General features: G+C 43.3%; 20 protein-coding genes and 1 other annotated feature. Of the genes, 14 read left to right on the top strand and 6 right to left on the bottom strand.

The window, feature by feature from the left end; genetic code table 11:
* Nucleotides 1–17: 17 nt before the first annotated feature.
* The gene (locus N773_RS0103455) at nt 18–494 is read right to left on the bottom strand and encodes a GNAT family N-acetyltransferase (RefSeq protein WP_024856471.1); all 477 of its coding nucleotides are present in this window, start codon (nt 492–494) and stop codon (nt 18–20) included.
* 55 nt (nt 495–549) lie between these two features.
* Nucleotides 550–758 (bottom strand) — a binding site (T-box leader).
* Between the two features lie 151 nt (nt 759–909).
* On the opposite strand from N773_RS0103455, the gene N773_RS0103450 reads away from it, so the two are divergent.
* The gene (locus N773_RS0103450; protein WP_024856470.1) at nt 910–2,307 is read left to right on the top strand and encodes an MATE family efflux transporter; all 1,398 of its coding nucleotides are present in this window, start codon (nt 910–912) and stop codon (nt 2,305–2,307) included.
* A 53-nt stretch (nt 2,308–2,360) separates the two neighbouring features.
* Here N773_RS0103450 and N773_RS0103445 read toward each other — a convergent pair whose 3' ends face one another.
* Nucleotides 2,361–3,179, bottom strand: a complete 819-nt coding sequence (locus tag N773_RS0103445) for an Mrp/NBP35 family ATP-binding protein (protein ID WP_024856469.1) — start codon at nt 3,177–3,179, stop codon at nt 2,361–2,363.
* 297 nt (nt 3,180–3,476) lie between these two features.
* On the opposite strand from N773_RS0103445, the gene metE reads away from it, so the two are divergent.
* From metE to N773_RS0103405, 8 genes are all read left to right on the top strand, one after another.
* Nucleotides 3,477–5,750 (top strand): 5-methyltetrahydropteroyltriglutamate--homocysteine S-methyltransferase, encoded by a 2,274-nt coding sequence (metE, locus tag N773_RS0103440; RefSeq protein ID WP_024856468.1) that lies wholly within the window; start codon nt 3,477–3,479, stop codon nt 5,748–5,750.
* 283 nt (nt 5,751–6,033) lie between these two features.
* The gene (locus N773_RS0103435) at nt 6,034–6,597 is read left to right on the top strand and encodes an RNA polymerase sigma factor (protein ID WP_024856467.1); all 564 of its coding nucleotides are present in this window, start codon (nt 6,034–6,036) and stop codon (nt 6,595–6,597) included.
* On the top strand, nt 6,590–7,525 hold the full coding sequence (locus N773_RS0103430) for a hypothetical protein (protein WP_024856466.1): 936 nt from the start codon (nt 6,590–6,592) through the stop codon (nt 7,523–7,525). The genes N773_RS0103435 and N773_RS0103430 overlap by 8 nt, the downstream gene beginning before the upstream one ends.
* 13 nt (nt 7,526–7,538) lie before the next feature.
* Entirely contained in the window at nt 7,539–8,231 is a 693-nt protein-coding gene (locus N773_RS0103425; RefSeq protein ID WP_024856465.1) for a hypothetical protein, read from the top strand.
* 33 nt (nt 8,232–8,264) lie between these two features.
* A complete protein-coding gene (locus N773_RS0103420; protein WP_024856464.1) occupies nt 8,265–9,938 on the top strand; it encodes a vWA domain-containing protein in 1,674 nt (557 codons plus the stop codon).
* Between the two features lie 93 nt (nt 9,939–10,031).
* The gene (locus tag N773_RS0103415; protein ID WP_024856463.1) at nt 10,032–10,499 is read left to right on the top strand and encodes a hypothetical protein; all 468 of its coding nucleotides are present in this window, start codon (nt 10,032–10,034) and stop codon (nt 10,497–10,499) included.
* 165 nt (nt 10,500–10,664) lie between these two features.
* Nucleotides 10,665–11,111, top strand: coding sequence for a MarR family transcriptional regulator (locus N773_RS0103410; protein ID WP_024856462.1), 447 nt, complete (start codon nt 10,665–10,667; stop codon nt 11,109–11,111).
* Nucleotides 11,108–11,305: a DUF6472 family protein gene (locus N773_RS0103405; RefSeq protein WP_024856461.1), complete on the top strand. Its 198-nt coding sequence runs from the start codon at nt 11,108–11,110 to the stop codon at nt 11,303–11,305. Before N773_RS0103410 ends, N773_RS0103405 begins: the two co-directional genes overlap by 4 nt.
* Nucleotides 11,306–11,396: 91 nt before the next feature.
* On the opposite strand, the gene N773_RS0103400 is transcribed toward N773_RS0103405, so the two are convergent.
* The 4 genes from N773_RS0103400 to N773_RS0103385 form a co-directional block, all read right to left on the bottom strand.
* Nucleotides 11,397–13,652, bottom strand: a complete 2,256-nt coding sequence (locus N773_RS0103400; RefSeq protein ID WP_024856460.1) for an N-acetylmuramoyl-L-alanine amidase family protein — start codon at nt 13,650–13,652, stop codon at nt 11,397–11,399.
* Nucleotides 13,653–13,801: 149 nt separating this feature from the next.
* Entirely contained in the window at nt 13,802–14,335 is a 534-nt protein-coding gene (locus N773_RS0103395; protein WP_024856459.1) for a nitroreductase family protein, read from the bottom strand.
* Between the two features lie 133 nt (nt 14,336–14,468).
* Entirely contained in the window at nt 14,469–15,740 is a 1,272-nt protein-coding gene (locus N773_RS0103390; RefSeq protein ID WP_024856458.1) for a 2-hydroxyacyl-CoA dehydratase, read from the bottom strand.
* A 36-nt stretch (nt 15,741–15,776) separates the two neighbouring features.
* Entirely contained in the window at nt 15,777–18,755 is a 2,979-nt protein-coding gene (locus tag N773_RS0103385; protein WP_024856457.1) for an acyl-CoA dehydratase activase-related protein, read from the bottom strand.
* Between the two features lie 226 nt (nt 18,756–18,981).
* Here N773_RS0103385 and N773_RS0103380 point away from each other — a divergent pair, with 226 nt between their 5' ends.
* Genes N773_RS0103380 through N773_RS0103360 form a run of 5 tightly spaced genes read left to right on the top strand, consistent with a single transcriptional unit; the run spans nt 18,982 to nt 24,866 of the window.
* Nucleotides 18,982–19,950: an AAA family ATPase gene (locus N773_RS0103380; protein ID WP_024856456.1), complete on the top strand. Its 969-nt coding sequence runs from the start codon at nt 18,982–18,984 to the stop codon at nt 19,948–19,950.
* 15 nt (nt 19,951–19,965) lie between these two features.
* Complete coding sequence (locus N773_RS0103375; RefSeq protein WP_024856455.1) at nt 19,966–21,159, top strand: DUF58 domain-containing protein; 1,194 nt, start codon at nt 19,966–19,968, stop codon at nt 21,157–21,159.
* Between the two features lie 58 nt (nt 21,160–21,217).
* Entirely contained in the window at nt 21,218–23,947 is a 2,730-nt protein-coding gene (locus N773_RS0103370; RefSeq protein WP_024856454.1) for a transglutaminase-like domain-containing protein, read from the top strand.
* A gap of 20 nt (nt 23,948–23,967) precedes the next feature.
* Entirely contained in the window at nt 23,968–24,192 is a 225-nt protein-coding gene (locus tag N773_RS0103365) for a hypothetical protein (protein WP_024856453.1), read from the top strand.
* Nucleotides 24,192–24,866, top strand: coding sequence for a uracil-DNA glycosylase (locus N773_RS0103360; protein WP_024856452.1), 675 nt, complete (start codon nt 24,192–24,194; stop codon nt 24,864–24,866). The genes N773_RS0103365 and N773_RS0103360 overlap by 1 nt, the downstream gene beginning before the upstream one ends.
* Nucleotides 24,867–24,903 lie beyond the last annotated feature (37 nt).

The following is a 24,903-nucleotide window of genomic DNA, read 5'->3' as shown; positions in this document are numbered from 1 at the left end:
ACAGCCGAAATATTTATTCAGCATCTCTTCTCATAACCGATGATAGTCATTCTTTCGTTTATGACAGATCTCGTACCTGTGGGTATAAAACCATGCTTTTCGTAAAAATGGCAGTTCCTTACATCTTCTTCGATGGTAGCAAGCGTCCATTTGTCAGCATCAAAATAGGTATCAAAAAGCACTTTCATGACCTCTGAACCGATACCCTTATCCCAATATTGGGGAATAACAAACAGCGGGCTGATATTCCTTGCGACTTCACCATCATTTTCAAAACGCCGAACCCTTACTCCGCCAACAGGGGTATCATCAAGGTATATTATCAGAAAATCCGAATAAGCTATCTTTTCGGCAACACCGCTGACAGTTTCAAACGCAGGAGAAGTACCGTCATCGTGGTATCGTTCATACAGCGGCATAAAAGCCTCACGCTGCAACCTTTGCACAAGCGAAGCGTCTTCTGCATTTGCCTTAACAAGCCTGATACTGTTCATCAAACGACACCTCGCTTTACAAGCATCAAAAAAGCCCTCGAAGGACACTAAGTCCTCCGAGGGCGAAATTTACGCGGTACCACCTCAGTTTATCGGCATACGCCGACCTCATTGCCCTTAACGCGGGGAACGTTCAGCCCTACTGAAATTTCAAGCCAAAAGCTCGGGAGAGTAACTTCATCATGGGACGCTGTCTGCTCACACCTTCCGCAGACTCTCTGAAAACACGCTAACCCGACTACTTTGCTCCGTCACAGCATTTATCTATACTATTAAATAATGATACTACATTTTCGCTCTTTTGTCAAGTGCGAAATGAAATTTAACAGAATAAACTCTAAATATATCAAGTACTGACTTGCATTTTCTCTCGAACTGTGTTATAATTCCCCTTATCACCAAAAAGGAGTTAGAAATGATTACAAAATTCAAAGAAAAATATATAGGCGACAAAGCATTCTATAAACGTGTTCTAATAACAGTCATACCGATGATACTTCAAAATCTTGTCACTAATTTTGTCAGCATGATAGATAACATCATGGTAGGACAGATAGGCACTGAACAGATGAGCGGAGTATCTATCGTAAATCAGTTCATATTCGTTTTCAATATAACCGTGTTTGGCGCGGTTGCAGGTCCCGGCATTTTTGGGGCTCAGTTTTTCGGAAAAGGCGATAATGACGGTATAAGGTATACGATGCGGTTCAAGCTAATGATATGCGCCATAACCATAGGTGTAGGTGCATTTATACTCAGCTTTTTCGATGAACAGCTGATCGAACTTTTCATCAGCGAGGAAGACAGCCCCGAAATGATAGCCCTTACCATAAAAAGCGCAAAGGACTATATGGGAATAATGATAATAGGACTGATACCATTCGGAATTGGACAAGCATATTCAAGCACTCTGCGTGAGTGCAGCATTACCACTATACCAATGATAAGTTCAATGACAGCGGTCGGCGTGAACCTTGTACTTGACTACGGACTTATCTTCGGAAAACTTGGTATGCCTGAAATGGGAGTAAAAGGTGCGGCTGTTGCCACGGTTATCGCCAAGGTGATAGAAGCGGGTGTAGTGATACTCTGGACTCATACAAATCCAAAAAGAAATCCATACGCCGTGAGTCTTTTCAAAAGTATGCACATACCATCGAAGCTGGTTCGCGCCATGGTGATAAAAGGATCTCCCCTGCTGATAAACGAATTTCTCTGGGCTGCAGGAATGTCGGTACTGGCACAGTGCTATTCAGAGAGAGGACTTGACGTTGTTGCCGCAAGAAACATCAGCAGTACGATAACCAATCTGTTCAGCGTGGTATTCATTCAGCTTGGTGCGTGTATTGGTATAATCGTCGGCGCGGAACTTGGAGCAAACAAGCTTGAACAAGCGAAAAGCACGGACGACAAGCTTAGGTTTTTCAGCGTTGCTTCAACGTTGATACTCGCACTTGCGATCATACCTCTGGCACCGCTTTTTCCACAGATCTACAAAACAAGTGATGATGTAAAAGCCCTTTCAAGCTTCATGATAATAATTCAGGCTATCGCAATGCCGTTGTGGTCATACACTCACGCCTGCTATTTCACACTGCGAAGCGGCGGAAAAACAGGTCTGACTTTCCTGTTTGATTTTGTATTCACATGGGTGTTTGTGATACCGAGTGCTTTCATCATAGGACACTTTACCAAAATGGATATACACCCGATGTTTACAATTATAACTTTCTCTGAAATAATAAAAGTAGTTATAGGTTTCTTCATGGTCCGTTCAGGGATCTGGATAAGCAACTTGGTAAACGACAAATAAAAAATGCTCTTCCGTACAATCCGGGAGAGCATTTTTCTTACGTTACGCAATTATCAGAATTTTATATCCTTGAAAGCGGCGATAGTATCGTTCTCGATTATCTCGATCTTACCGCTGTCGCAAAGAGTTGCTGTAAGCGGATCGATAGGCAGCTTGGCAAGTACTTTCAGGTCGTACTCCTTAGCGATCTCATCAACGTGGCTGTCACCGAAGACCTTGATCTCCTTGCCGCAGTCAGGACATTTGAGATAGCTCATATTCTCGATAAGACCCAGTATAGGAACATTCATCATCTTAGCCATCTTAACGGATTTCTCTACGACCAGAGATACCAGCGACTGAGGCGAACTTACGATTACGATGCCATCAACAGGCAGAGACTGAAAAACAGTCAGAGGTACATCGCCTGTTCCGGGAGGCATATCAACGAACATATAGTCAACATCGCCCCAGGCAACATCAGTCCAGAACTGAGTAACAGCACCTGCTATAACAGGTCCGCGCCAGATAACAGGGTCAGAGGTATTCTCCATAAGCAGATTTATGGACATTACCTTTGTGCCAAATTCGCTTTCGCAAGGGAAAAGTGCGTCTTCAGTTGTAACGGGTCTTTCGTTTATGCCAAAGATCTTAGGAATTGAAGGGCCGGTGATATCAGCATCAAGGACAGCCGTCTTGAAGCCCTTTCTTGCGAAATCAACAGCCAACAGAGATGTCACCAGTGATTTGCCGACACCGCCCTTACCGCTGACAACAGCAATGACCTTCTTTACATTTGACATATAATGAGGGGCAGCTTTCTCAATACCCTGAGATCTCGATGAACAGTCAGCCGAACAGCTGCTGCAATCGTGTGTACATTCTTCGCTCATTTTATACTTTCCTTTCTACATATAAATATATTATATAGTATACCACATTATCTCGCAAAAGTAAAGACAACAAGAAACAAATTCTCACATATGCTCTATTTATAATGATTTATTCTATCAACAAAGGTTAATTATACCAAATAAGTATAATAGTTAATGAGTAAAATAACACCATGCAGAACATCAGAATACCGATATAGTTTTTACCTATATCACAGCATAAAAAAACAGTACTTTTCTATTTCAAAAAAGTGTGTTATAATATAAATACAATAAAACATATCGGAGGAATAGGAAATGAATACATCAATTATTGGTTATCCCCGCATAGGAAATCTTCGTGAGCTGAAATTCGCAAGTGAAAAGTATTTCAGAAAAGAAATATCAGCTGACGAACTGGAAAAAGCAGCAAAAGCTATCCGTCTTTACAATCTGGATATCCAGAAGAAAAGCGGACTGGACTTTATCCCGTCCAACGACTTCTCGTTCTATGACGGTATGCTTGATACTTCTTTCCTGCTGAATGCAGTACCGGAGAGATATACAAGTCTAGGTCTTTCCTCACTGGATACATTCTTTGCAGCAGCAAGAGGATATCAGGGTGAAAAGGGTGACGTTAAAGCACTGGCTATGAAGAAATGGTACAACACCAACTATCACTACATGGTTCCCGAGGTAAGCGATTCTACCGAGATAAAGCTCGCATCCACTAAGCCTTTTGACCTTTTCAAGGAAGGACTGGACAACGGCGTTAAGACCAAGCCTGTTGTTATCGGCGCATACACTTTCCTGAAACTGGCAAGATACACCGGCAAAAAGACTGCTGCCGACTTTGCAGACGCAACTGTCGCAGCTTACATTGAACTGCTGAAAAAATTCGCTGAACTGGGTGCTGAGTGGGTTCAGATAGACGAGCCTTCTCTCGTTAAGGACATGACAGCTGAGGACACTGCACTGTTCGTATCTCTGTATAAGAAGATACTTGCAGGCAAGAATGGTGTTAAGGTTCTATTACAGACATATTTCGGCGATGTACGCGACTGCTACAATGAGCTGACCGCTCTTGATTTTGATGGTATCGGCCTTGACTTTGTTGAGGGCAAGCGCTCTCTTGAACTCGTCAAGGCAAATGGTTTCCCAAAAGGCAAGATACTGTTTGCAGGTGTTGTAAACGGTAAGAACATCTGGAGAAACAACTACGAGAAGACAGTAGGCATCATTACCGAACTGAAAAATCATGCAGAAAACATCGTGCTGAGCACTTCCTGCTCTCTGCTGCACGTTCCCTGCACACTTGCTAATGAAACAAAGCTCGACGCAAGCTACCTGAAACACTTCGCATATGCCGAGGAGAAGCTGGGTGAACTGGCTGAGCTGAAAACTATCCTCAGTGCTGATAATCCTGCAGAGACAGCAGAATATATCCGCAACAAGGAGCTTCACAGCGAACAGAGATCAGGCGGTAATGCCGAGGTAAGAGCAAAGGTCGCTGCACTGACAGAAAAGGATTTTGTAAGACTTCCCGAATTTGCTGAGCGTGAGAAGATTCAGAAAGCACGTTTCAATCTGCCTCTCTTCCCCACCACAACCATCGGTTCATTCCCTCAGACTGCTGACGTAAAGTCAAAGCGTTCCGCTTTCCGTAAGGGTGAGCTTGATGCTGATGAGTACGAGAAGTTTGTAGAGAAGAAGATCTCTGAGTGCGTAGCACTTCAGGAAGAGATCGGTCTTGACGTACTGGTTCACGGTGAGTTTGAGCGTAATGACATGGTAGAGTATTTCGGTGAGTGCCTTGACGGTTATATCTTCACCGAGAAGGCATGGGTACAGTCCTACGGCACAAGATGCGTTAAGCCTCCCGTTGTTTGGGGCGATATCTCCAGAGCAAAGCCCATGACAGTAAGATGGTCGAAATACGCTCAGAGCCTGACAAAGAAGCCCATGAAAGGTATGCTGACAGGTCCTGTAACTATCCTTAACTGGTCATTCCCACGTGAGGATATCACACTCAAGGAGTGTGCATTCCAGATCGCACTTGCTATCCGTGAAGAAGTTCTCGATCTTGAAGCAAACGGCATCAGCATTATTCAGGTTGACGAAGCTGCACTCCGTGAGAAGCTTCCTCTGAGAAAGTCTGACTGGAGAGAAGATTATCTTGACTGGGCTATCCCCGCTTTCAGATATGTTCACAGCGGTGTAAAGCCCGAGACTCAGGTTCACACTCATATGTGTTACAGCGAATTTGCTGACATCATCAAGGATATCGACGATATGGATGCAGACGTGATCACATTTGAAGCTTCACGTTCCGATCTGACAATTCTCGATGTTCTGAAGGAAAACAATTTCCGTACAGAAGTTGGTCCCGGCGTATACGATATCCACTCGCCCAGAGTTCCTTCCAAGGAAGAGATCAAGGCAGCTATCGCTAAGATGACCGATCGTATACCTCTTTCCAAGCTGTGGGTAAATCCCGACTGCGGTCTGAAAACAAGAGGCAACGAGGAGACTATCCCCAGCCTGAAAAATCTTGTTGAAGCAGCTAAGGAAGCAAGAGCTGAAAAAGCATAATAACGGATATCCTCGTTTGATCTTCCGATATATTAAAAGGATCGCACCGAACATTAATTGTTCCGGTGCGGTCTTTTTGTTGTTATACAAGAACTGATAAGACACGTTTTTTAATTATTAACAGCTAAATATCTTTACTTTTGATAAGATCCGTGTTATAATTATTATCGAATTATGTCTATATTCATTATCGTGATATTGCATAAATTTTAAGCGCAAAGTTTGTTCAATATCACACCAAAAATATTCATATGACCAAACGTATATATTATGTCGAAGGGTGATGATAGATTTGACCGACAAGGAGTTCGACCTGTGTATCCAACGGATACTCGGTAAAGACAAGAGCGGACTTAAAGACATCTACTCATGCTACGGCAAGCTGATATATCAACAAATGCTTGCAGTGGTGAAAAGTCCCCAGGACGCTGAGGACCTGACGAGCGATATGTTTTTAAGACTGTGGGAGACAGCTGCGCAGTACCGTTCCGGAACGGGACACAAGCGCTACATTACGGTGATGGCTAGAAATATGGCTATCGATTTCCTGAGAAAAAGAAAACGCGAGGAATACACGATAGACGATGACGGCATTTACACCGAGGAACAGGCAGACCCCGAAGATCCTACTGATGTTCAGGTAGAAAGCGGCATTGCTTTCAAGCAGGCGCTGGACACTCTGAACGAAGCAGAAAGAGAGATCATCAACCTCCGCGCAGGTCTTGATATGACCTTTAAGGAGATAAGTGAAACGCTGGGTATACCTCTCGGCACTGTTGCATGGAAATACAGACAGGCTTTGAACAAGCTGAAAAAGACAGTAAAGGAGGGCAGTATTTATGGCTAACTTAAAAGAAGAATACACACAGCATATCCAGGATACTGCACCCGATATGGATAAGCTGTGGAACAGGATATCTGAGGAGATAGACAAAAAAGAAACAGAAACAAAGGCAGAGACAACTTACACAGAAAACAGAGATCAGATAAAGCGTTCGGGCGGATACATGAAGATAGCAGCAGTTGCGGCAGCGTTCATAGTTGTATTTGCGGGAGTAAATATACTAAATGAATCCAAGAAGACAAAGACCGCAATGGATAATATTCCGCTCTCACGCCCCGACAGAAAAGATGATACGTCATCAAAAAATAAAAACTCTGACATGACCGATAACAAAACGGATAACAAAGCAAATAATGCTCAGTCAGGTGAAACAGCGCAAAATGAAGCGGCAGAAGACGCTGCAACATCTACCATCAGATACGAACAACTGCGATTTAATTCTACCGATACGGTAGCATACATGGCAGACTATGTTCCGCAGGGCGATGAGTATTTCGTAGAAGACAAGGTGTTTAAATCGACTGACTGCTTTGCAGATGTAACGGTCATCGATGCAGAGCTTTCAGCAGAAAACGGAGCAACATATGTTTTACAGGTCAATTCGATGTATGACAAAGACGGCGAATATGTCGTATCGGAGATAGTCCTGAACAGCAGTACACCGTATATCCTGCAGGAGAACAGAGAGTACCTGCTGCCGCTCAAGCGCACAGGTGAGGACAATTACAGCATAGTATTCGAGAATGCCCCGCAGATAGAGATAACCATTGATGGCGGTGCTGTGTTCCAGAACGGCTGGAAAACTCTCAGCAATGGTGCGGAAGATCTTGAAAAGGATAATCTTAACGTGAACGATTATTATTTTGACAGAATGAAGTACTCACCAAGTCTTGACCTGGAAAGCTTTTTGCGTGAGTGGAACAATGCATAAGGAGGCAGTTACGATGAAAATAACAAAAAGATATGCTGTAATAGCACTGGCACTTTTGATGCTGACAGGCTGCGGCAAGGTAGAAGAAAAGAGAGAGACAGCAGCACCTGTGGAAAAGATCGACGAAGTTACAGAGGAATCCTGCACTAGTGAATATCCAACCGATGACGAAACGACCGCAGAAGAAACGACATCCGAGGAAACTATCGATATAGACGACTACGACTTTGATCAGTATTACAACTATATCATAGGTGACGGTGCATTCGGATTTGAGATGTACAACAATGGTCATATTCGTCAGAGTTGGGACAACCGTCTGGAGGGTGCGAGGATAATCCTCAAAGGAATGGCAACCCCCGGTACGGAGGAAAAAACTCTTGACCTGGCAGTATCAGTTGAACAGCTGAACAGTTTAGAGACTGAGGGCTTTATGACTCACATGAAATTCGAGGGTGCTAAGACGTTCAGAGTCGGCGATACTATGATAGACGGCTCGGGCGTAACACTGATAGGGTATGAAAACAGTTTCATATTCAATATCAACTACTTTGATGAGAATGACGAGTACAGAGAGACTCCGTACTACGAATTTCCTATCGACCTTATACCCGATTTGGTAGATGCAGTTCAGTATGCTGAACCTGTCGATAATGGCACAGATGAAATAACAGACGATATTGCAACTGAGACCATTATTGATTAATTATTCGATCCACATACAGAAAGGAAGATAACTATGAAAGAGAATACTAAAAAGATAACAGCGATGGTACTTTCGCTTATAATGGCAACAGGAATGATGACAGGCTGCGGAGGCGGCAACAAAAATGCATCAGGTATGAAAAAAAGCGAAAAGAGTAATGATTTTATTATGGATAACGGAGGTACTGTTCGTCCAGATGAAGAAAACAAAACAAGTGAGAACAATGACTTTGAAAACCATTATTCAGAAAACGCGGAAATAGATATCAACACAGAAGAATACAACTACTATGCTGAAAACTCCTTCCTAAGCGTTGCCGAACATCCGCTTTCAACATTTTCAACCGATGTTGATACAGCTTCGTTCACTAACGTAAGACGTATGCTGGAGAACAGACAGGCTATCGACCCTAATGCAGTCAGGGCTGAGGAATTTATAAACTACTTCAACTACGAATACAACTATCCCGACGGCGACGACAAGATAGCCATAAACACCGAACTTTCCGACTGCCCCTGGAACAGTGATGCAAAGCTTATGCAGATAGGCTTGCAGGCTAAGGATATCGATGTTCAGGATATTGATTCAAACATCGTTTTCCTGATCGATGTCAGCGGTTCTATGGCTGATGAAAACAAACTTCCTCTCGTTACACAGGCATTTGCAATGCTGGCTGAAAATCTTGGTGAGAACGACAGGATATCCATAGTTACCTACGCAGGCAGAGATACCATCGAACTTGAGGGAGAAAGCGGAGCAAACTACGAGACCATTGCTTCAACTCTGGCAGGTCTGTCAGCAGGCGGCTCAACAGCTGGCGCAGCAGGCATAAACACTGCTTATGAGCTTGCTGAGAAGTACTTCATCAAGGGCGGTAACAACAGGGTTATCCTTGCTACTGACGGCGACCTCAATGTTGGTCTTTCTTCCGAAGAAGAACTGAAAGCACTTATCGAGGAAAAGCGAGATAAGGGAGTATTCCTCTCCGTACTGGGATTCGGCATGGGCAACTACAAGGATAACAGGCTTGAAGCTCTGGCTGACAACGGAAACGGCAACTATGCTTATATCGACAGCGTTGAAGAAGCTGAAAGAGTACTTGTTACCGAAATGAGCGGCACTATGTTCACAGTGGCTAAGGACGCTAAGATACAGGTAGAGTTCAATCCTGCAAATGTTGCTTACTACAGACTTGTAGGCTATGAGAACAGACTTCTTGAAGATCAGGATTTTGAAGACGACACCAAGGACGCAGGCGATGTCGGTGCGGCACAGCAGGTAACAGCTCTTTATGAGATTATCATGACCGATGAAAAGGCTGACAGCGATGACAGCAAACGCACTCTCAAATATCAGGACGATGTTGAGTACCCCGCCCCCGAAAAGATCGATGAGACCGACCTTGATAAGGAGCTTCTGACAGTCTCGGTAAGGTACAAAGAGAAGGACGAAGACGAAAGCAAACTTATCGATAAGGCTGTAAAGCTGGCAAGCTACGTAAGCAAGGAAGAAATGAGCGAAAACATGAAGCTCGCTTGTGCTGCAGCAATGTTCGCAAAGACACTTGGCAACTCCGAGGACAAATTCACAATGGCTGAGATCAGAGATTATGCAAAGGGTCTGCATCTTGACGCAGAAGAACTTCTGAAGATGATCGCGATCTACGAAGAGGATTATGAGAATTATACAGCAAACAGTCAGCAGTAAATAATATTTTGATTTAAGGAGCACCTGATAATATCATCGGGTGCTCTGCTTCTGAAATCATAAAAAGCAATAGTTTTTCAAAGAGGTGAAAATATGAATATACTGATTTTTATAGCTTTGATATCTGTTCTTGTCATCGCAGTGCTGACCGTCCTTATTATCAAAAAACACAAAAAGATCTTTACAGTCGTATTATGCACAGTAAATATACTGCTTTGCGGTGGAGCACTATGGTTCTTCATGCCTTTTAAAATGCTTGATGTACCTTCAGAACAAATACGATCAGTGCATTTATTCAACGGAAGAACAGGAGAAGGCATCGATATCACCGAAAAAGAAGATATCAAAAAAATAGCAAAAGCCTTTGAAGGCGTTGAACTCAGACGAAAAGAAGCATCATGGCGCTTGGGCTACTATATTCACATAACTTTTGAGTTTGAAAACAGCAGAACTAAAGACTATATTGTTAACGATACGGATAATGTCACCCGCGGTATGATAATATATGATGTGACATCCGGCTGTGTGGATATAAGCATACTTGAAGATTATCTTCAATGACAAAACACAATGTTTAACAAAAATACAGTTTAGCAAAATCAAATATTGATAAACATAGTACATTGACAAATGTTCCTCTTGTATAGTATAATAATGACAGCACCTTCCAAAATTTTCAAAATAAGGTGTTGGATAAGAACAAAAAAGATTCGGGAGGATACATCAATGAACAATGAGATCAGAACAGGCTGTATTATGCAGTTTTACGAAATATACCCTTTGAGCCGTAAGCTGGTATTCGATACATTCGACCAGAAGAAATATCATGTTACACGTACTCAGCAGATAGTTCTTCTGTCGCTGTCGGTATGCGGACAGATGAATATGTCTCAGCTGGCTTCAAAGATCAATACCTCAAACGAACAGGCTACCCGTGCAGTGGCTCAGCTTGTGGATATGGGGTTCATCGAGAGGACACATCAGCCCGATAACAGACGTGTTGTTAACATATCACTTACCGAAAAAGCCGAGAGTTTTCTGATAAAGATGAAAACAGATATCCGTGAAGATCTGCTTCAGCTTTTCTCGGAGGTATCCGATGAAGATATGGGGAAGCTCTACAATGCACTGGTGCAGGTAAACGAGGTACTTAAACAGGTGATGGATATATGAACAAGAAGAAAAAGCCCGGTTTCACTTCGTGCGATAGTTGTGTTAACAATGTATATGACGAAGAACTGGAATGTTATTCATGTGAGATCAACCTTGACGAGGACGAGATGTACAGGCTTTTCAACGAACCTCACTATGCTTGCCCTTATTACAGGCTTGACGATGAATACGCGATAGTCAGAAAACAGAACTGATAGTATTACAGACCCGTAATATGCGGGTCTGTTTTTTTCGGTACCTCTGTCATAATAAAAACAGCTCACGATAAACTCGTGAGCTGTTTGGTTATTCAATAACTGCTACGCCGTCAGAACCAACTGGAATGCCATCAATAACGGTATCTGTAACCAGTATTCCCTGCCAGTCAAAGTAATACTGTTTGCCGTCTATCTCCTGCCAACCGACAGCAACTACGCCGCCTTTGAGGTTATAGTACTTTTCGCCGCTCCAGGTAAGCCAGCCCTCGGTGACATATCCGTTCTCACCAAGATTGTACATATCGTTTCCGACTGTGATAGGACCTCTCAGCATAACACCATGTTCGAGATAGTAACGCTTATCCTCGATGGTCGTCCAACCCTCCTGTAAAGTGCCGTCATCACCGAAGTAGAACTCAGTGCCGTTCAAAGTTTTCCATCCTTTATATGCTTTACCGTCATTTCCGAAATAGTAGGTCTTGCCATTCTCAACAGTTACCCACTTATTTTCTTCAATGCCGTTCCTGCCGAGATAATAAATAGTACCATCATCGTTATATACACCAATATGCATAACGCCTTCATCATTAAAGAAATAGCGTTTGCCGTCAATATCATTCCATCCGATGGCTGCATTTCCGTTCTCATCGAAATAATATGTTTTGTTCTCCTCAGTATGGAAACTTTCGGTCAGCCACTCTTCGCTTCCCTTTTTGTACTTTATCTGACCGTCCAGCTTGACGATGCCATCAGAAAGTACACCATCAGATGAGAAAACATAGTTCTCTTCGTTACCGCTGAATTCACCGGTGCAGGCAGCACCCGTTTCACCGAAGTAATATCGCTTGCCGTCTATCGTTGCCCAACCCAGGGTCTTCTTGCCTGTTTCCTCATCAAAATGGAAACGGTAATCACCAACAGTTATCCACCCATAGGCAAGGGAATTATCGCTGTAAAAATAGTAATTTCCAAGAACATCACTGCCAAATTTATCGTAGACATCTTTCTGGAATTTTTCTATGGTATTATCTTTATACTTTTGATCAAGTTCATTTATTCTTGATATCTCATCATAAGTGAGAGAAGCTCTTTTTTCATCAGAAAGATTAGCAAACTTGTGTATATCTGACATATCTTTCTTGAAAAGCTTGACATCTGCCGAAGCTTTACCGATAGAAGCCCAGCCGTAAGCCGCATCATGAGTTTTGGGATAGAAGTAGTACTTCAGCATGATGGGTTCATAAGTGATAGGGTTTATATCACCGCTTGCCAGTTCTGTCCAGCCACTTGCAACAACGCCGCCGCGTCCGAAATAATACCTTGAACCGTTTATCTTCTGCCAGCCCGAACGCATCTTGAATTCATCGTCAAAATAGAAATAGTCTTCGCCTATCTTGTTGAAGCCCTTTGCCGCCTCACCTTTTTCTGAAAAATAATACTTGTTATTTTTCTCCTCATACCAGCCGACGGTCATTACACCGTCTGAGGAAAAATGATAGGACTTGCCATCGATTTTTTTCCAGTTTTTGACCATTTCGCCACGAGTATCGAAATAATAGGTCTTGCCATCGATCTTATAGAAACCTGTAACACAGGCACCCGTTTCATCATCAGCATAGAAATATTTTCCATCCTTTTTTATCCAGCCGTGATGAAGTACGCCGTCCTCATTGAAAAGATAGCGCTTGCCATCGATTACTTTCCAGTCGGCAGCCATTTTTCCTTCTTCATCGAAATAATATACATTACCTTCGATCTCATAAAAGCCCACAGCCATCTTGCCGTCGTTCTTGAAATAATATTGAACACCGCCGACATTTACCCAGCCACGGCGCTGTTTTCCGTTTTCATCAAAATAAGAATTCTCCGAAAAACCTGTTCCCGGGAAACCATGATCGTCGAAATAATATTCATTTCCGTTTATATCCACAAGACCTGTTCTGAAAATACCTGATTCAGTGGAAAGGTAATACTTTTCACCGTCGATCTCAACTGTGCCGCGCTGGATCACACCATCTTCGCCGAGATAGTAAGTATCACCTCGGAAATCATGCCAGCCCGGAGGAAGAATGATACCATCATCATCAAAAAGATAACAGGTATTATCGATTATCTGGTAGCCTGTTACGCGATCATTGGTTTCTGGAGAGATATAATAAGTTCCTTCGGAATGAGTATGCCAGCCGGCAGAGTAATAAGACTGATATATTAGATGTCCTGAAAAAACAACGCCCACTGCCGCAGTACAAATCAGAGCAGAGATCATATTAGCGGTATTTCTGCGCTGTGCTATAACACGTGTCTTATCACGCACATATCCCTTTTCCAAGCCTTTGGTACTCATTCGTACTTATTCCTTTCTTTAAGAATTCACTTAGTTAGTATACCACATTCCGGCATTGTTTGCAACTGTTTTTACCAAATCTTCACCTGATTTTCAGATAAGAAAAGTCGGAGAAAGCAATTCCTCCGACTTTATAAAACAGTATTATATCAGAATATTTTCGCAATATCCGAAAGCTCACGGCGTCTGGGCTTTTTAGGTTCTTCATCGGCATAACCAAGTGCAAGAACAGCACCTATCTCCTCATTTTCGGGGATATTAAGTGCGGCACGAAGCTTCTGCCCGTCACGGATACCCATAACAAGAGTATCAAGACCAAGTTCCCTTGCTTTTAGCATGAATATCATATTCTGAAGACCGAGGTCATAACAGCCCCAGCCATTGCCCAGTTCGTTGATAGGCTGACCGTTATCATCAAAGCCAACATTGTTTTTTTCATAAGCTGTAACTATCAGCGCTGCATTCAAACTTCTCTGCTCATTGAATGAAGGAAAGCAGGTAGTCCTTATCTCCTCACGCTTTTCTTTGGAAAGAACACAATAGTACTTTGATGTCTGCTGATTTTTCCATGAGGGAGCTTCCTGAGCTGCCCTGATGATGTCCTCAATCTGCTCACGGGTGACTTCTTTGTCTGCATACTTTCGCACGCTTCTTCTTGATTCGATAAGATTCTGGAATTCCATGATGTACAACTCCTTTTTTTATTTTAAAATATTATATTTCAGATTATACACCATTCTTCAGATATTTTCAACCCCCGAAAGGAAAAATATTCCTAAAAAAGACGGACAGCCCCCAGACTGCCCGAAAATACACTTATAAAACCGCATTGGCAAGCATCAGCTTGATACGGTTCTCCTGATTGACTTTAGTTGCACCCGGGTCATAGTCGATAGCAACTATGTTTGCATCCGGATACGCCTGCTTTATCACGCGGGCACTTCCCTTTGCAACTATATGGTTAGGCAGACAGCCAAAAGGCTGAGTGCATATGATGTTCTTAGTACCTGTTTCAGCAAGAGCCGCCATTTCAGCTGTTATCAGCCAGCCCTCGCCCATCTTTACTCCCTGATTGATATATTTGTCAGCACAGCGGCGCAAATGCTCAAAATCATGGGGCGGCTGGAATATTCCCTGCTCGTTGATTATCTTTATCTGCTGTTTCTGGAACTTATACAGCACATCGTAACCGATACCGAATATAAGCGATTTCTTGGGATTTTTATCATAAAGTCTCTTATCGTTCACGGCATCAGATGCACAATACATAACAAAGTCCAGAAGCCCCGGAACATTAGGCTCACAGCCCTCACTAAGCAGAAATTCGTTGAGATGGTTATTAGCAAGGGGTGAATACTTGACATAAATTTCGCCGACAATACCCACCTTGGGCTTCTTGACCTTGGTTCTTGGAAGTGCAGCGAAATCTCTGAGCATAGCACGGTAAAGCTTTGCGGTGCTCATAAAATCACGTTTTGTATGGAAAAGTTTACCAAGACGATGCTGCCATCTTGCAAGCAGTTCATCGGTAGAATTAGGCTCTATCTCATAAGGCTTGCACTGGTTGTAAAGCAGCATCAGCATATCACCGTAAAGAACCGCGTATATCAGCTTCAGTGCGATAGCAGGTGAAACCTCGATGGAAGCGTCCTTTTCAAGTCCGCTGAAATTCAAAGAAAGCACAGGCACCTGAGGGAAAGTGGTTGACAGCGCCTTTCTCAGCAGATGGATATAGTTAGATGCCCTGCATCCGCCTCCCGTCTGTGAGATAAGCAGCGCAGTATGATCGGGATCATACTTTCCGCTTTTAAGCGCATCCATGAACTGACCTATTACCAACAGTGCAGGATAACAGGTATCGTTATGGACATTTTTCAGGCCCTCATCAATGACGCTTCTTGTAGAAGTCTGCAAAAGTTCCATTCTATAACCGTACTGTTCGTATATAGCCATTATCAGCTTGAAGTGTATCGGCAGCATATCGGGAACAAGTACAAGATAATCAGATTTTCTGGATTTATCAAAGTATGACTTATGTACTCGGTCAGATCCCGAATGAGGGATGCTGCATGAATTTGTCTCAGACATTTCTATTCCTCCAAATAAACAAGAGATGACCCATTATCAGACAACTGACTGCTTTTTCTTCTTTCGGGCAGCCTGTGCATCTTTTTCTTCAAGTGCTGCCGCAAGAGAACGCAGTCTTATCTTGGCAGCACCAAGATTGGTTATCTCATCTATTTTAAGCTGAGTGTAGAGCTTGCCCTGTTCTTCAAGCACAGCCCTGACCTCGTCGGTGGTAACAGCATCGATACCGCAGCCGAAGCTTACGAGCTGTACCATCTGCATATCATCATTCTCGCAGACATATTTTGCTGCGCGGTACATTCTTGAATGATAAGTCCACTGATTAAGGACATCAAGCGCGGGAGTATCAACAAGACTTGCAACGCTGTCCTCGGTGATGACTGCAAAGCCAAGGGAAGCTATCAGCTTGTGTATGCCGTGATTTATCTCAGGGTCGATGTGGTAAGGTCTTCCTGCGATAACGATTATCTTCTGACCTTTGCTTCGTGCTTCACGGATTATCTCCTGCGCTTTTCCCTTTATATCACGGCGGAAATCTATCTGCGCAGAGTAAGCCCTGTTAAGCAGACTCATCACCTGTTTTGCGGATATACCGAACTTTTTAAGTGCTTTCGCCATAGCCTTGGCAACGTGACCCTTATTATTCAGATCAATATAGGGCGCTATAAAATTATCCTCTGTGAGTTTGTCATTATTTGCTTTAAGAAGCTCGGGATAATATGCAACAACAGGACAGTTGAAGTGGTTATCAGAACCACCCTCGTCGATATTATAGCTCATACATGGATAGAATATGAAATCAACGCCCTTTTCAAGCAAGCTCTCGATATGACCGTGGGCAAGCTTTGCAGGATAGCACACGGTATCTGATGGGATAGTCTGCTGACCCTTGTAGTAAGTCTCTCTGGTGGACTCCTCGGAGAACACTGGTTTAAATCCCAAGTCAGTAAAGAGTTGTACAAAGAAAGGCATAAGGTCATAATAGGACAGGCACATAGGCAATCCCACTGTTGCGATAGGCTTCATGCGTGTCTTTTTATTTTCAAGCTCCCTGATGTAGTTATACTTATATTCTATCATATTTTCGGTGCGGTCGGTTATCTTTATACCTGCGCCTTTTTCACAGCGGTTTCCTGCTACAAATCTATGACCATCATTGAATTTAATAACTGTCAGATTGCAGTGAGCACCGCATCCGCCGCATTGTAAAGCACGTGAAGTATATGTAAATGAATCGAGGTCTTCTTTGCTTATCAAACCCGAATGATCAAGAGACCCCTCTGATTTCTCCATTGCAAACAAAGCACAGCCAAGAGCGCCCATAAGTCCTGCAATAGCAGGACGGATAACGTTTCTGCCCAACTCCTGTTCAAAGGAACGCAGAACAGCATCATTCAGGAACGTTCCGCCCTGAACAACTATATTCTGTCCAAGCTCTTCGATCGATTTTGCTCTTATAACTTTATATACGGCATTCTTGATGATAGAAGCCGAAAGTCCCGCAGAGATGTCCTCAACAGTTGCTCCGTCCTTCTGTGCCTGCTTTACGGAACTGTTCATGAACACGGTACATCTTGAACCCAGTTCAACAGGGGCTTTTGCGAAAAGACCAAGCTGTGCAAAATGCGCAATATCGTAGCCCATAGCACCAGCGAAGGTCTGTATGAAAGATCCGCAGCCGGAAGAACAAGCTTCATTCAGCATTATACTGTCGATGGCATTATTCTTTATCTTGAAACATTTTATATCCTGTCCGCCTATATCGATGATGAAATCAACATCGGGACAGAAATACGCAGCAGCCTTATAGTGAGCAACAGTCTCGACTATGCCAAAATCAACACCGAGTCCAGCTTTAATAAGTTCTTCGCCGTAGCCTGTAACAGCTGAAGCCTTTATATTCAGCTTATCACCGGCAAGACGATAGATGTCCTTCAATTTTGAAGCGATGATATCAAGGGGCTGACCCTGATTTGAGCAGTAATGTTGATAAAGCAGTCTGCCCTCGGGAGTTATCAGTACCAGTTTTGTTGTAGTGGAACCCGCATCTATGCCAAGATATGCATCACCCTCATAGGTAACGATATCTTCATATTTAAGGTCGGACTTTTTATGACGCTCAATAAATTCTGCATATTCCTCCTGAGATTCAAACAGTCTCCTGCCGACAACTATATTGTCATTGGTCTTGGCATTTGTGATCTTTTCAAGAGCCTCATCGATGGTCAGTCCATCGGAAAGGTCATGAGCATGGAGAGCCGCACCATAAGCGATGTAGCAGGACGATTTTTCAGGTAAGATAGCCATATCATCGCTGAGTGATAATGTTGTCTTGAAAGTCTGGCGAAGTGCGCTGAGGTAAGTCAGAGGTCCTCCGAGGAAAAGCACCTTGCCGGCTATCTTTCTTCCCTGTGCAAGACCAGAAACAGTCTGGTCTACCACAGCCTGAAAAATAGAAGCGGAGATATCTTCCTTTTTAGCGCCCTGATTCAGCAGTGGCTGTATATCCGACTTTGCAAAAACTCCGCATCTTGAAGCGATGGGATAGGTCTTTTCGGCTTTTAAAGCGAGATCGTTCATATCATCGGGAGTAACACCGAGAAGTCCTGCCATCTGGTCGATGAAAGCACCTGTACCGCCTGCGCAGGAACCATTCATACGCTGCTCGACACCGCCTGTCAGGAAGATTATCTTAGCGTCCTCACCGCCCAGCTCGATAACAACATCAGCATCGGGATAAGTCTTGTTGACCGCAACAAAGGCAGAAAAGACTTCTTGAACAAATGGTATCCCGCAAGCCTCTGCTATTCCGAGACCCGCCGAACCTGTTATGGCGATACGGAACTTGTCATCGGGATAGCTTTTTCTGATAAGCTTCAGCTGTTCCGCTACCGTTTCTCTGACACGGGAAAAATGACGTTCATATCTGTTGTATATGAATTCACCATCAAGGGTGATAACTGTCTTGACTGTTGTGGAACCAACATCGATTCCAAGGTCATAGGTCATACACATGAAAAAAACCTCCGCAGAAATTACAAATTAGTTTTATTATAACACATTCGACTTTAAATTACAAGTCATTTTATAATTTTTTCAGACATTCAACAAACTCATACACAAGTTAACAACAATGTGACAATCGGATAAAATCTGTGCGTTAGTACTTGAAAATAATCAAGAAATATGTTATAATAATTACATATGTAGTCATTATTATAAAAAGATAGGAGAATCATGAATGAGCACAAATCTTACAGAGGGACAGCGTGCTGTCCTCGCCATGTCGCAGAACGTTATAGGAGAGGTAAAAAAAGTCATCATAGGCAAGGATGAGATCATAATCAAAGTCCTGCTTTCGATACTTGCAGGAGGTCATATCCTGATAGAGGATATCCCAGGCGTTGGTAAAACTACTCTCGCTGTAGCGCTTTCCAAAGCATTGTCGTTGGATTACAAGCGTCTGCAGTTCACACCGGATGTTCTGCCTACCGATGTAACAGGCTTCAATATCCTCAATAAGCAGACACAGCGTTTTGAATACAAACAGGGCGCTGCCCTTACAAACCTGTTCCTTGCAGATGAGATCAACAGAACTTCTTCAAAGACTCAGTCAGCACTGCTGGAGATAATGGAAGAGGGCAAGGTAACTGTTGACGGAGTTACAAGAAAAGCTCCCGACCCTTACATAGTTATCGCAACACAGAACCCCATAGGTTCGATCGGTACACAGATGCTTCCCGAGTCTCAGATGGATAGATTTATCGTAAGGCTGACCATGGGTTATCCCTCGGTAGAAAACGAAGTAATGATGCTTAAAGCTAAGCAGAGTCTTGTTCCTGTTGACAGCGTAAATCCTGTGGTAAATGCCGAGGATATCATCAAGGCAAGACACGAAGTTGAGAATATATATATAGCCGATCAGGTTATAGACTATATTGCAAGACTTGCTGCTGCCACAAGAAACCACCAGTTCATCAAACTGGGTCTTTCACCCAGAGGAACCATCGCACTGCTGAGAATGACAAAAGCAACAGCGCTCCTAAAGGGCAGAGATTATGTTATCCCCGATGATGTCGCTTATACATTCAACGATGTTGTGCTGCACAGAGTAGTTTTCAATTCAAAGGCAAAGATAAACGGCGTGACCGGTGAACAGGTGCTCAGAGATATACTCAGCACCGTTGAAGTGCCCAGAGTTGCAAGATAATACAGGAGAAATGCCATGCCATTTTTATACACGGTACTGCTGATAGCTTCTGTATTTTTCTACATATTATATGAACACCCATTTTCTTTCTATCTGTTTGCTTTTCTGCTGGTGACACCAATCGTACTTTTCATAATGACGCTGTGTACAGCCAAAAAGCTTAAGATCGGTTTTGCGGATAAGCAGTCGGTTGTCAGCAGAACTGCTAAACTACCCATTCGGATAAAAGTAAGCAACGATTCGATGCTGCCATGCCCCAATCTGCTTATCGAGATATCCTATTCAAACAGGATAGACGGAAAAACCAATATCGTCAAGATAAACACACCCGTTTATCCTCACGAGACCCAAGTGCTGACAATGTGCGTATCAGGCATACACTGCGGAACGGTGGATTTCAATATAAAAAAGTGCAAAATATCGGATATGCTGAAGATATTTACCATGAAAGTCAAGAGCAAAAACAATTTTCTTTCTGATAGTAACTGCACAGTTACCATACTCCCCGATTATATCCCGCTTGAAAACGAGATAGCAAATTACGCAGATATGGGACTCGAAAGCGACGAGTATTCAAAAACACAAAAGGGCGATGACCCCTCCGAGATATTCGATATAAGAGATTATGTGGAGGGTGATAAGCTAAACCGCATACACTGGAAGCTTTCGGCCAAGCAGGATAAGACCATGGTCAAGGATTACTCACTGCCGATAGCAAATTCCATATTGCTGATGGTAGACCTCTCCAAAGTTGAGGGAAAAGCGGATGAACTGACATTGTTCGATTCAGTGGTCGAAACTGTGGCTTCAGTGTCAGAATACCTGCTTGAAAACGAAGTTCCCCACAGGACAGTTTTCTACGACGCTGACAGACAGATGTCCATCGAGCAGAACATCAGCGATGACGAGAGTCACAGCACGATGGTGGGAATGCTTTTGCAGGCAAGACTATACGATACAAAGGACGCAGTTCTTACTGATTATATCGGAACTTCCGAGAGCGTTAAGTGCGGACATCTTATATATATTTCAACCGGATACAGTCCCAATGCAACAGAACTTATGAGTGATGCAGAGCTTGCACACAAATATACGTATCTGCTTATGACAGATAAGGTCTCACAGACAGCCCTTTATGATGAATTTGCAGAGCTTATCCCAATTTATCCGGGTCAGCTCGATGGTTCTATACGGGAACTATGTCTGTAAGAGAGGAGAAACTAATGAGAGCAGATAAACGCTCTAAGATAAAGATAAAGGTGACAGAATGAGTAACAAAACAAAAAGTGAAGCCGGACTAATCGGCAGCGGGGGTATCTGCATAGATGGTGATATAGAAATGAGACTGACACAGCTCCATTCCTCGGGACTGTTCTTCGCTTTCAGGATCATCATCGCCCTCTTAGCTACATTTTCTGCGGCACTGTTGGGAAACTGCTTTACCGATGCAAACATCAGCCCGATGCTGCTGGCTTATGACAGCACAGTAGCCGTTCTTGCCTTCGGACTTCTGGCTTCAAAACACAAAATAATAAAAATATGCGCGGGCATAGTCGGTGTTATGTACATCGTCCCGCTGATAGGAAAAATAAAACTAATAAAATACGGCGCTCTGGCAGCTGCCCACGGATATCTTACCAAAGGCGACCTGCCCGGACAGAACACAGGCGTATATAAAGAGTACCTTACGACAGCATCCGCAGTAAACCAAGGCTTGTATTATTTCTTCTCTGCTGTGATACTTTTTATAGCGATCGGTACTGTAATAGCCTGTGTGGTGAGGATAGATTTTCCGATGCTGTTCATCGTTACCTTCCCTATCCTGGAGGTTGGATTATATCTCGGATTTGATGTTCCTACCGTTTCCGTGCTTATGATGCTTATTTCATGGATAACTGTGCTGGCTATGAACATAATAAACCACACTACCAATAAAGCCGGCAGGAACAACACTTTCGCTGTCCATGAAAAATCAAAGACTTTCTTCTTCACATCATCTGAATCCAAAGCAGGATTCTACACGATGTATATAAAATTCGTTGCAATCGTTACTGCTTCCGTATTTCTGGCAGTAGTTATATTCTCGAAGATCAGCGGTTTTTACCGACCCGATTCCTTTGCTGATTTGAGATACAATCTTCACCACGCAGCTGAAAGATTCGATATAACCCACGCTGATGATTTTCTTATAGATGTTAACGGCGGTTCTAACCTGTTCGGTGTAACAACAGTCGGCGGAACCAACGGCGGTATCCTGGGTACTACAAACGGTATAAGCTTTAATGGTTCAAAGGCAATGGTGATCAACACCGAACCTTTCAACTACACCATGTACCTTAGGGGTTATGTTGCCGGCGACTACGCTGAAAATCAATGGCAGCCACTTGAAACTGACGATACTATCAAAAAGATAAGTGAAGATATTTCTGAAACCGGAAGATGGATCCAGGATTACGACAGCCTGCTTCTGAGTGATTCAGATGATGCAACGGGTTCATCCGACTCGGCTATGAATATCACTATCAAAGGTGCCTGCTCAAAATTCGTTTATGCACCATACAGTTGTGATTACAGCTATTCATATTCCGCACTTGGAGAAAACAGCGGCATGACACCCTACAACGATTCATATGTCCGTATAAGCCAGTCAAGCAAGAATTACACGGTCTACTACAAGACCTTCCGTACTCCGAGCTGGATAATGAGAACAGATAGTCTGGTCAGTGCAGATCTTGATCATTTTTCTCCAAAATTCCAGGATGTCACAAATCTTTACAAGGAGTATGTAAAACACAATTATACTACCCCTGTAGATCTCGATTCGCTTAATACGGTTTATAAAGAGATATGCAAGAAATATCTAAGGGACGACCCCGAATATTGCTCATATAACGAGATATATTCTGCAATAAAGAATTATTTCAGCGACAATAAGTTCACCTATGATACAAATCCCGGCAAAACTCCGGAGGGCGAGGATTTTCTCGACTATTTCCTCACCAATCAGAAAAAAGGCTATTGTACTTATTACGCTACCGCGGGTACTCATCTGCTTAGAAAATTCGGATATCCCGCAAGATATATCGAAGGTTACATGATACTTCCCTCACAGCTGCAGACAGCAACCAAGGACGATGATAGATACGAACTGGTAGTAAAAGACAAATGTGCTCATGCCTGGACAGAAGTATTCATTGAAGGTGCAGGATGGATGCCGGCGGAGTTCACACCGGGATACGATGGGGACAACCCAAACCTGACAAAGGAAGAGAAAGGCATAGATAAAAAGGACGAAAGCAGTCTCTCAAGCAGTTCTTCCAAGCCCGACAGCAGCAAAACTGATATTAATAACAGTTCCCGAAAACCTCTGAACAACAGCAAAGCCAATACCAACAGCAGAACATCTCCTAAAAATAACAGTAATGGTTCCAACAGCAAGTCAGGGGGCAGAGGAGCGATAGGCAAAAATTCTAACGGCAAAAACAGCGATGCCTCTGCATATGACAGCAAAAACAGCAGCAAGCCTGATGGAAGCGGCGGTATAGTAAGATCACCTGTGGCGAAAACTATAGGCATGACTTTGATCGCTGTAGTTGCAGGACTTGCAGCAATTGTCATCAACCGAAAGAGAAGCCTTGATAAGATGCACGAAAGCTGCACGCAAAAAGATCTTGCTAAGAGAGTTACAGCCATATACACCTACTCGCTGAAATATCTCTCTGTTCTGCACATCGAAGTCAAGAAAAATCTATCAGATATGCAGATATGTGATGAGCTGATAAATAAGTGTCATGAGCAGCGGATACATCAGCTTGATGACAAACTGACAGAGCTGACGATAATGGCAGTTGAAGCAAATATGAGCGCAGACAGTATCACCGAAGAAGAAGCTGCAAAAGCCGAGGAGATAATGAGAAGCATCTCCGAGGATATAGTGGCAAAGAAACTTGATATTATATCAAAGCTCTCGGCGAAATATATTTACTGTCTGTATTGATCGGAAAGGATATGAATCTAATGGCTAACAAGATGAAAAACAAGTACGGAAATCCTCAGAAGAATATCGATGCTTTCAAAGCAGCAGAGTCTGCAAAACTTGCAAAAGAAGTTGACAAGCAGCTTGTCCACAACACAGTGCCGACCGATAGAAAACCCATGCTTATGAGGATCATCGTACTGGCAGTAGTTGCTGTGATGGTGCTCGGCATAGTTATCGGTGCAGTAGCAGGCGGTATATTCTGATGGTAAATATCGGAAACAGCTGGGATGAAATCCTGGCAGAGGAATTCAAGAGCGAATACTACCTGAAACTTCGGGAATTTCTCAAAAGAGAATATGCACAGCAGACCATCTACCCGAATATGTATGACATTTTCAACGCCCTGAAATACACAGCGTACGAGGACGTAAAGGTTGTCATAATCGGACAGGATCCCTATCACGGTGAAGGACAGGCTCACGGGCTTTGTTTTTCGGTCAAAAGAGGTGTAATGCCTCCCCCGTCATTGCAGAACATATTCAAGGAACTGCAAAACGATGTGGGTTTCCGTATACCGAATAACGGCGAACTTACCGACTGGACAAGTCAGGGCGTCCTTCTGCTGAATGCTGTACTAACAGTACGTGCAGGACAGGCAAATTCTCACCGCGGTATAGGCTGGGAACAGCTGACTGATGCTGTGATACGCAAGCTGAACGAGCGTGAAAAACCCATAGTATTCATGCTGTGGGGCAGGAACGCCAAGGAGAAGCAAAAGCTGATAACAAACAGCAGACACCTTGTTCTGACAGCAGCCCACCCTTCTCCCCTTTCGGCGTACAACGGATTTTTCGGATGCAGACATTTTTCCATCGCAAATGAATTTCTGGCACAAACCGGCCAGGAACCTATTGATTGGAGCATTTCGGATAAATAGAATAAAATCCCGAAACACAGCAGTTTCGGGAGTTTTT

Source organism: Ruminococcus albus AD2013 (assembly GCF_000526775.1).
Lineage (GTDB): Bacteria > Bacillota > Clostridia > Oscillospirales > Ruminococcaceae > Hominimerdicola > Hominimerdicola alba_A.
Note: the sequence above shows the minus strand (reverse complement) of the source record. Positions and strands in the feature narration are given on the sequence as shown.